This window comes from Deltaproteobacteria bacterium, assembly GCA_016875225.1.
Lineage (GTDB): Bacteria > Myxococcota_A > UBA9160 > SZUA-336 > SZUA-336 > VGRW01.
Genome location: VGRW01000120.1, coordinates 1 through 7,235 on the forward strand (window position 1 = coordinate 1; position 7,235 = coordinate 7,235).

A 7,235-nucleotide genomic window follows, 5' to 3' on the forward strand; every position below is an offset into this window, starting at 1 on the left:
ACCGGTCGCAGAACCTGAAGGCCGAGCCCGACGGCGCCGGCTGCTACAACACGCGCGACGTCGCGCTCGTCTCCGAGAACGGCACGAAGCCCACCGTTCCGCAGCGCATCCTCTACTGCCCGGGTCAGGCGTTCGCGTTCTTCGACGCGCCCGACAGCTACGAGGCCGGGATCGCCGCTACGCGCGGCGAGGAGCGCATCGACTCGACCGAGGCCGGAACCTCGATCCGCGACAATCTCCGCCTCTACGCCAAGGAGATCAATCCGCGCAGCGCCTCGTCGCGCGCCACCGGCACGGTGGGCGGCAACCTGCGCGCGAGCTTCGCCGCCGCAGGCGACGACCTGCTCGACCTCGGCCGGCACGCCTTCGTCGGCGAGACGCGCACCCACCAGCACGAGGGCACGGAGTCGTACCGCGTGTCGCCGGTGCAGATGCTCCCCTACGCGGTCTACGACCTGGCGCGATTGAAGCCCGGCGCGGCCCTCGGCCGGATCTTCACGGGCCTCGAGAGCGGCGTGCAGACGGTCGCCGACGCGGTGAGCGCCGCGAACAACGCGGTGGTCGTACCGCTGGCGCAGGTCACGGTCGGTCCTGCCGTCTCGCCGAGCGCGGCCGACTCCGTCGGCGACGGCATCGGCGTGGTGACGTCGGCGGTAGCGAAGAACCTGCCCGCGAGCGAGCGGATGCAGGGCGCCTGGAATCCGCTCTCGTTCGCGCGGGGCGATCGCGCCTACGCGCCGAGCGGCTACACACGAACCGACACGCAGCTCAACATCGACCGCCTGCTCTCCGTGCTCGACGCCTACGTGATCGGCGCGGTGATCGAGCACAACCAGAACCACGGGCACCACCATTCCGGCGACGGCGACGGTGGAAGCGGCGGTGGCGGGGACGGCGGTGGCGGTGGCGGTGGCGGCGGTGGACCACCTCCCACGGATCCGCCGCCTCACACCTGTCCGTGGTGAGCGGGCTTTTGCGACGTCCGTCACCCGGAGCTTCGCGCCCAGCCAGAGGGTGATGGCGAGAACCGCCCCGCCCAGGAATCCGAGCGCCGCCCGCTCGCCGAGCGCGTCGGCGACCAGGCCGATCGGCAGCCCCATCAGGCCCAAGCCCGCGAACGCGAGCGTGGACAGCGACATCACGCGGCCGACGAACATCGCCAGCAGCGCGCCCGCGTACATCGGGGCGAGCGCAAGCGCCATTCCCGTGTAGATGCGAAAAACGCGGCCCGAATCGGCGAAGCGCGCCACCCAGAGGGACGCCGCGAGCGCCCCGACCGCGGCGACACCGAAGAGCGTCGATACGCCGTGCGCGTCGCGGCCGAGGCCGTGCTCGAGCAGGCCGGACAGCACCGTCACGTGCCGGTATCCGATCATGATCACCGAGACGAACAGGAGCAGCATGAGTCGCAGGCGGCCCTGGCCGCGCACGTAGCGCAGCCCCGCGGCGACGTCGGCGAGCACGCGGGCGTCGCGCGCGCCGGCGCGCACGACCAAGCGCGGCAGCAGCAGCAGGCCCGCCGCCGAGGCGGCGTAGAACGCGGCCATCGCAGGTACGCGCCCGTGGCGCGGGAGAACGCCCAGGCCAGGAATAGGCCCGCCACCGCCGGGCCGAGCACGCGGGAAGCGCTGTGGCCGACCTGCGTGAGCGCGAGGGCGTTTCCGCGCTGCTCCGACGGGACGAGATCGACGGTCGGCGCCTGACGCGCGGGACCGAGGAACGCGAACGTCGCTCCCATCACGAGCGACCCGAGCGCCAGGTACTCGACGCGGATCGTTCCGGTCGCGACGGAGAGCGCGAGCGGCCGAACGACCGTCGCCGTCACGGACTGCGACGCCGCGATCAGCCGGCGCTTGCGCAGGCGATCCGCGAGCGCGCCCCCGAACGGCCCGAGCAGGAGCATGGCGAGCCCCTGCGCGGCCACCACCGAGCCCACCGAGCTGTTGCTGCCGCGGAGGTCGAAGGCGACCACGCTCTGCGCCGCCGTCGACATGAAGAAGGCCAGGAACGAGAAGAAGGTGCGGATCCAGAGGATCCGGAAGTCGCGCAGGCGCAGCGCGGCGAAGGTCCCGCCACTAGCGCAGCGCGGCGATCAATCGGTCGAGGTCCGCGTGATCGCCCGCCTCGCGGCTGCGGTGCGCGAATGCGACGCCTCCGCCGCGCCGGATCACGAAGCTGCCGCCGAGCTGGAAGGCGTCGCCCTGCACGCCCTTCTGCCGCGACCCCTTTGCCAATGCGCGAACGCCGTTCGTGATCAGGCGCGGTGAGAGCAGCTCCATGAATCCGCGCCGCAGCCCAGCGGCGCGGTAGGCGCGCAGATCGGGATCGATGAAGATCGGGAAGTCGACGCCGAGGTCCTCGCGGAAGATCATCGCGAAGTACCGCGATCCGTTTCCGACCACCGCGATCTCCGCGCCCGTCTCCCGGATCTCGGCCGCTCGGTCGCGCAACTGCGCGACTTGCTCGCGGCAGAACAGTCAGCCGAAGTGGCGCACGAAGACGAGCACGGCGTCGCGATCGCGCCAGAGCTCGCCGAGCCGGCGACGACCGCCTTCGCAGTCCTCTAGCTCGATCTCGGCGAGCGCGGCATCGACGCCCGCTCCGATGGCCACCTAGCGAGCGGCTCGCTGCGCGGCCTTGAGCGCCTTCTTGGTGGCCTTCGCGGATTGCTTCGCGGCCTTGAGCTGCGCCTTCTCCGCCTTCTTCACCACCTTCGCCTGGCTCGCGATGTAGTCGTCGAGCTCCGGGCACTCGTCCACCTCGAGATCGTGGCCCTGCCCCATGTCGTGCGGGACGCCCACGACCACGCTCGAGTCGGTGTGGTTCTCGGCGAGGTCCCAGGCGCGGTACACCGCAGTGTAGGTGCGGCCCTCGCCCGGACCCGAGCGCTCGGCGCGAACCGCGAAATCGCGGTCGTCGCTGCCGATCACGGCGCCTTCGATGTCGTCGCTGGTGTGTCCGTCGCCGAGGCCGTCGTCGTCCTCGTTGCTCGTGACCGAGAGCAGCTCCACGTCGGGATTCGCGTCGCAGGTGTCGTAGACGCGGATCCGGATCACGTCGTGCATCTTGTGGTTCGGCGGCCAGAGCACCGCGGGATCCGCGCAGGCGCAGATGCGCGGCGCGTTCGGGTCGCTCACGACCACGTACAGCGAGTCGCTGGCGCTGGACTGCGCGGCCGTCACGGGGTCGGTGTAGGTGACCGTGAGCGTGACCAGCGTCGTCCCGACGGGGAACGCCGCGATCGGACCGAGGAGGGTCGGATCATCGAAGCCCACCGCGGGGTCGGCGGTCCACAGGTACGTGAAGTCGGCGCCCGCGCTCGAGCCCGTGCCGTTCATCGCGATCGGCGTCCCGTTCTGCCCCACGCATTCGATCGCGACGTCCGGTCCGGCGCTGGCGACCGGCACCAACCCTTGCGCGGACGCGACGCCTGCGAAACCGAGAAGCGAGACCAGAGCCACAGCAACGAGCCGCATGACTCCAACCCTCCGACGGAAACTTGACGCAGTTTGACCGATTCCAGCGTCGACGACCAGACCCCCGCTGGCGCGACGGTCCTGCAACCGGCAAAGAATACGCATGACCCAGAAGCGCAACGGAAGCGGCCTCGCCGTCGGACCCGGCAGTCGCGGCGAGGAATTGGCGCGCGCGCTGCGCTTCTGTGTGGAGTTCATCCGCGGCTTCCGCGCGCTGCACTTCGTCGGACCGTGCGTGACGATCTTCGGCTCGGCGCGCTTCGACGAGACCCATCCCTACTACGCGCTGGCGCGCGAGACGGCGCGGCAGATCGGCGGCGCGGGCTTCACGATCATGACCGGCGGCGGGCCCGGAATCATGGAGGCCGCCAACCGCGGCGCGCGCGACGTGGGCGCCTGCTCCGTCGGCTGCAACATCGAGCTTCCGCGCGAGCAGAAGCCCAACCCCTATCTGGAAAACTTCATCGAGTTCCAGCACTTCTTCGTGCGCAAGCTGATGCTCGTGAAGTACTCCTACGCGTTCGTCGCGCTGCCCGGGGGCTTCGGCACGCTCGACGAGGTGTTCGAGGTCGCGACGCTGATGCAGACGCGCAAGATCGAGAATTTCCCCTGCGTGCTGATGGGCGTGGACTACTGGGCGCCGCTGCGCGAGTTCGTGGAGCGCGCCATGGTCGCGGCTGGCACGATCGCGCGCGAGGACGCGGCCCGGCTGCTCTTCACCGACGACCCCGAGGAGGCGGCGCACTGGATCGCGCAGCGCACGCGCGGCCTCCTCGAGCTGCGCCGGCCGCCCCGGCCGCTGCGCATCCTGGGCGAGCGGACTACGCCGCAGACTCGCTGAACGCGCGCGCGCTCGGTCCCGCGCCGAAGAACCGCAGCGCCGGGCCCGCGTAGTCGGACGCGACCCGGCAGCGCCGGCCGAGCACCATGGCCTGACGCTTCTCGGTGTCGTAGCCGGGCCAGAAGGGAACGGCTGCGTGGCCGGGCTGGCCGGTCCGCGCGAAGGCGATCCAGGATTCCTGGACGCGATGGGAGAGCTTTGCCGCGCCCGGAATCGCGCCGAGCCAGGGCCGCAGCCAGGGCTCGAGGATCGTGCCGAACACGAACGGCAGCTCGATTCCGTGGCAGGCCCCGATCTGGCGCTCGAGAAGCGGCGGAGACCAGCTGAAGGAGTAGGCGAACGTCGCGCGCGAATGCCCGCGCACGAGCTCGAGAAGCCGCGCGGCCGGCCAGTGGAAGATTCGATCGCCTTGGAACGCGGACCAGCGTTCGCGCGGGTCGAGGCGGCGGCGCGAGTCCGGCGCCTCGCGGTAGGCCTGGTAGGCGCGCTCGGCCTCGGGCTCGGGCAGCACGCGGCCAAAACGGCGGCGAAGCGCGGCCTCGTCCATGCGCCGCGCGCGCGCGTCGGCGAGCATGAAGAGCTTCCACTCGTCCCGGTTGGTTCCTACCAGAACCGAGACCTCCGCGGCGGAGCCGCGCGCGATCAGGTCGAGCGGGCTCTCGGGCAACAGGTCGCCATCGATGCAGGGCTGGAACGCGAGCCCGCCGAGCGGGAGCGCGAGCTGGAACGCGGCCTCGCGCTGCGCGCGCAGCAGCTCGTCCAGCGGCGCGGCTCGAAGCGCGTCGAGGCTCTCGCCGTGACAACCGAGCAGCGAGAGGTACAGCTCCGCGACCCGGCGCGACTGCTCCGGCTCCGAGACGTTGTCCGCCGCGCCGCTCTGCAGGATCGCGCTCCGGAACAGCCCGCGCGCGGCCGGCGTGCCGAGCAGCGCGCCGATGCTCATCGCGCCCGCCGACTCGCCGAAGACCGTCACCGCCTCGGGATCGCCGCCGAGCTCCGCGATGTTGTCTCGCACCCATTCGAGCGCAGCGATCTGGTCGCGCAGTCCCTGGTTCGCGGGCGCCTCGCCGACGTTTGGAATCAGCCCGCGCAGGTCGAGCGAGCCGAGCGCGCCGAGCCGGTAGTTGAGCGTGACCACGACGAGGTCGCCCCGCGCGGAGAGGCGCGACCCATCGTAGAGCCGCGTGCTTCCCGAGCCCATCAGAAAGGCGCCGCCGTGGATGAAGACCATGACCGGTCGCCGCCCAGCGTCGAGCGCTGGCGTCCAGACGTTCAGGTATAGGCAGTCCTCGCTGCGCCCGGCGGATCCGCCGCCGATGAAGCGCCGCACCAGCCAGTTGTCGACGCCCGCCTGGGGCGCGGACGGGGCGAAGCGCGTCGCGCTACGCGTTCCCGTCCAAGGGCGAACCGGCTGGGGCGGGCGCAGGCGCAGCGGCCCGACCGGCGGCTCGGCGAAGGGAATGCCTCGGAACACCAAGCCCTGTCGCGTGCGCACGCCTTCGAGGCGCCCCGCGCGTGTGGTACACGTGTCTCCAAGTCGCCGCATGCTCCCCATCTTACTCGCAGCGCCGCTGGCCTTGCTCTTCTCGTTCGGCGCGCGCGCCGAGCGCGTGTATCTCGAGGTCGACTCGCCGCGCGGCGGCGATCTGGTGCGGGAGCCGATCGCGCTGGTCGAGGTGCGCGGCTGGGTCGGCACGGGCCTGCGCGGACAGCACGACGTGATGATCGTGCTCGACCGCTCGGTCAGCACGTTCCGGGCCACCGGCGTGGACGTGGATGGCGACGGCGTGGTCGGCCGCGCGATCGAGAGCCCGCCGATCGATCTGCCCATGCTGTGGACCACCGACTTCGGCGACACGATCATCTCCGCCGAGATCGCGGCGGCGCGGCGCCTGATCGAGCGCCTCGACCCGAACACGACCCGGATGGGACTGGTCAGCTTCGGGGGCAACGCAGATCTCGAGGCGCCGCTGGGAAGCTCGCGCGAGCAGCTGCTCGCGGCGCTCGAATCGATCCCGCCGCGGCCGAACGAGCGCGGCACCTGTTTCTACGGCGCGCTCGAGGCCGCGATCGTCGGGTTCGGGCCCGCGACTTCCGAATCGGGAACTCCGCGTCGGCGCCAGATCCTGCTGCTCTCCGACGGAATTCCCACCGCGCCCGAGCCCGCCGAGGCGGCGCAGTCGACCTCGGTTCACGCGGCGCGAAACGCCGCACGCGCGGGCGCGCGGATCTCTGCGTTCGCGCTCGGGCCCGCGGCGGCGCAGCGGCGCGACCTGTTCCAGGAGATCGTCTCCGCCAACGGCGGCGACCTGGTCGTGCTCGAAGCGCCGGCCGACATCGTCGAGTTCGTGCCGTACATGAGCTGGACGCAGGTCGCGCGGATCGAGCTCGAGAACGCCACGACCGGCGCGCCCGGTCGCGCGGTGCGGCTCTTCCCGGACGGGACCTTCGACGGCTTCGCGCCGCTCGCGCTCGGCAAGAACGAGCTGCGCCTTCGCGCGGTGTCGGAGGGCGGGGCGAGCCTCGCGATCACCCGCTGGGTCACGTTCGAGAAGGCGCTTCCGGATCCGGAGAAGCTCGCGCGGCTGCGCAAGCTGCTCGAGCTGCGCACGCTCGAGACCGAGCTCGCTGAACGCGCGCGGCAGAAGCGCGAGCAGACGCTCGAGCGCCAGAAGCGACTCGAGATCCGGCCGGAGCGCTAGCCTGGATTTCTCACCACTCAAACGAGCACAGGCCGGCTGACTTCTGTTAACCGTTGAGTTGCAAGACAAAACGGGCCAACAGAAAGGGCCGACCTGTGCAGACAGAGTGTAGCGCGACGCAGCTTGAGTTTTCGCCGCTGGGACGACGGCCCGTGGTGGGCCGGTTCGACGCGGAGCACGCGAGCAGCGACGGCGGGGTGCTGCTGCTGCGCGAGC

Annotated in this window: 6 protein-coding genes; 2 read left to right on the forward strand and 4 right to left on the reverse strand. The window is 71.2% G+C overall.

What is annotated here, in order from left to right; genetic code table 11:
• Positions 1 to 1,378: 1,378 nt before the first annotated feature.
• From FJ108_17285 to FJ108_17295, 3 genes are all read right to left on the reverse strand, one after another.
• Positions 1,379 to 2,056, reverse strand: coding sequence for an MFS transporter (locus FJ108_17285; GenBank protein MBM4337643.1), 678 nt, complete (start codon positions 2,054 to 2,056; stop codon positions 1,379 to 1,381).
• A gap of 19 nt (positions 2,057 to 2,075) precedes the next feature.
• Positions 2,076 to 2,477 carry a redoxin domain-containing protein gene (locus FJ108_17290; protein MBM4337644.1) on the reverse strand — a complete coding sequence of 134 codons (402 nt, stop codon included), beginning with the start codon at positions 2,475 to 2,477 and terminating at the stop codon, positions 2,076 to 2,078.
• A gap of 135 nt (positions 2,478 to 2,612) precedes the next feature.
• Positions 2,613 to 3,476: a hypothetical protein gene (locus tag FJ108_17295; GenBank protein ID MBM4337645.1), complete on the reverse strand. Its 864-nt coding sequence runs from the start codon at positions 3,474 to 3,476 to the stop codon at positions 2,613 to 2,615.
• Positions 3,477 to 3,579: 103 nt separating this feature from the next.
• Here FJ108_17295 and FJ108_17300 point away from each other — a divergent pair, with 103 nt between their 5' ends.
• Complete coding sequence (locus FJ108_17300; protein ID MBM4337646.1) at positions 3,580 to 4,317, forward strand: TIGR00730 family Rossman fold protein; 738 nt, start codon at positions 3,580 to 3,582, stop codon at positions 4,315 to 4,317.
• Here FJ108_17300 and FJ108_17305 read toward each other — a convergent pair.
• Positions 4,298 to 6,181 (reverse strand): carboxylesterase/lipase family protein, encoded by a 1,884-nt coding sequence (locus tag FJ108_17305; GenBank protein ID MBM4337647.1) that lies wholly within the window; start codon positions 6,179 to 6,181, stop codon positions 4,298 to 4,300. The two genes, FJ108_17300 and FJ108_17305, sit on opposite strands and share 20 nt — an antisense overlap.
• Between FJ108_17305 and FJ108_17310 the strand changes: the two genes are divergently transcribed.
• The gene (locus tag FJ108_17310; GenBank protein ID MBM4337648.1) at positions 5,778 to 7,019 is read left to right on the forward strand and encodes a VWA domain-containing protein; all 1,242 of its coding nucleotides are present in this window, start codon (positions 5,778 to 5,780) and stop codon (positions 7,017 to 7,019) included. The two genes, FJ108_17305 and FJ108_17310, sit on opposite strands and share 404 nt — an antisense overlap.
• The last annotated feature ends 216 nt before the right edge of the window (positions 7,020 to 7,235 follow it).